Genomic DNA, 1,850 nt, shown 5'->3' with positions numbered 1-1,850 from the left:
GCATGATGCCTCGGGCGTGGAAGCTCGACAGGAGCATTCCACCGAGTTCGTGGATGGGCTGCGCTTCCCATAGACCCCGCCAGATCGCGACGATCCCCACCGGCTCCGATCCACCGTCGGGGATGATCGTGTAGAAGAAGTCGCCGTCGGCCACGGCCGCCATGCGCCGCTCATGCACCTCGGCTGCGCCGTCGGCGTCGACGATGCCGCCGAGATGGCGCACGACCTCCGGGTCGGCCTCCAGGGCCAGGGTGAGCTGCCGGTCCGGTTCCGCATATCGCCGTAACTCCACGGTGCGACTGTACGGCCACTCTCCGATGCTTGCTCGGTCTGCGAGCGCCACGTGCGCTGCGTTGGATGATCGTGGAACGTCCGGGCAGGGCGTTTTCGCCGCGGCTCACCGGGCACACGGACGCCATGCCAAGACGCCGGCGTCCGCCGCTTGACGACACTGTAGGACTCCCGCTGGATGGCTACGCCTGGCTGCCCGGGTTGTGGCGCCGTGCCGGCGCCCGCGATGCCGTGCACACCCGGGTGATGGGGCGGCGCGCGGTGGCGCTGCGCGGCCCGGAAGCGGTGCGCTTCTTCTACGACGAGTCGCATGTGCGGCGGGCCGCGATTCCGGAACCCGTGCAGGGCACCCTGTTCGGACATGGGGCGATCCACACCCTCGATGGGGAGGACCATCGCAACCGCAAGGCGATGTTCCTGTCGCTGCTCACCGACCCCGGCCGGGTGGCGAAACTGGTCCAGCACGCCGGGCAGGCATGGGATGAGGCGGCCGAGGGCTGGGCGGCCCAGCCGTCCGTGGTGCTGTTCGATGAGGCGGCCAAGATCATCACTCGGGCGGTCTGCGACTGGGCCGGCGTTCCGCTGCATCGCGGGGAGGTGGCTCGGACCGCGGCGGATCTCACCGCGATGGTCGACGGTTTCGCGACGCTCGGACCTCGGCACTGGCGGGCCCGCCGGGCCCGCGGGCGCCGGGAACGGTGGCTGACCACGCTGATCGAGCAGGTGCGGGCGGGTACGACCAGCGTGCCGCCCGGTTCGATCCTGGAGGTGGTGGCCCACCACATCGGGACCGACGGAGCGCTGTTGGAGCCCAAGCGGGCAGCCGTCGAACTGCTCAACATCATCCGGCCGACCGTCGCCGTCTCATGGTTCGTCGCGTTCATGGGACATGCCCTGCACTGCCGGCCCGAGCAGCGCAACCCACTTCGCGACGGCGACCTCGCGTACTCGGTGGCCTTCGCCCAGGAGCTGCGCCGGTTCTACCCGTTCGCTCCGTTCGTCGGTGGCCGCGCGGCTCGGGATCTCACTTGGCGTGGCGTGCAGATTCCGGCGGGATCGCTGGTGTTGCTGGATATCTACGGACAGAACCACGACGCGGCGCTGTGGCCGGAGCCGTACCGGTTCGATCCGCAACGTTTTGTGGGTCGTGCGCCGGACCGGGACGAGCTGATTCCGCAGGGCGGTGGGGACGCGCGTACGGGTCACCGCTGCCCTGGCGAGGACGTCACTCTCGCGCTGTTGTCCGCCTTCGCCACGCGGCTCGCCCGGCTCGACTACGACGTGCCCGACCAGGACCTGACGATCTCCCTGCGCCGCATTCCGGCTCTACCGGCCAGCCGCTTCGTCATGACCGTGCGCAACCCGGCCCCCGCTCCGAAACGTGAGCACGGCGAATCCGTGTTCGCCCAGTGGTCGGACACGTAGCCGGCGACAATGCAGTGCGCGACGGCGGTCAGGCTGCTCCGCGGTGACCGGTGGCCTCGGCCAGATCGCTGAGGTCCACTCCGGCGTGCCGCAGCATCGCCTGCACTTCAGGCAGATCGAGCCCGTCGACGACG

2 protein-coding genes are annotated in these 1,850 nt (G+C 69.9%); one reads left to right on the top strand and one right to left on the bottom strand.

Annotated elements, in window-relative coordinates:
- Positions 1-292: hypothetical protein (locus AB0M20_RS41195; RefSeq protein WP_364306730.1), on the bottom strand; the 292-nt coding region annotated here is incomplete at its 3' end.
- 65 nt (positions 293-357) lie between these two features.
- On the opposite strand from AB0M20_RS41195, the gene AB0M20_RS41190 reads away from it, so the two are divergent.
- Positions 358-1,716 carry a cytochrome P450 gene (locus tag AB0M20_RS41190; protein ID WP_364306728.1) on the top strand — a complete coding sequence of 453 codons (1,359 nt, stop codon included), beginning with the start codon at positions 358-360 and terminating at the stop codon, positions 1,714-1,716.
- Positions 1,717-1,850 lie beyond the last annotated feature (134 nt).

This window comes from Actinoplanes sp. NPDC051633 (assembly GCF_040681735.1).
GTDB lineage: Bacteria > Actinomycetota > Actinomycetes > Mycobacteriales > Micromonosporaceae > Actinoplanes.
This window is presented reverse-complemented; position numbering and strand designations above follow the sequence as displayed.

Bases quoted from the DNA above. Each gene is read 5' to 3' on its own strand.
- AB0M20_RS41190 (WP_364306728.1), top strand. From the start codon at position 358: ATGATCGTGGAACGTCCGGGCAGGGCGTTTTCGCCGCGGCTCACCGGG.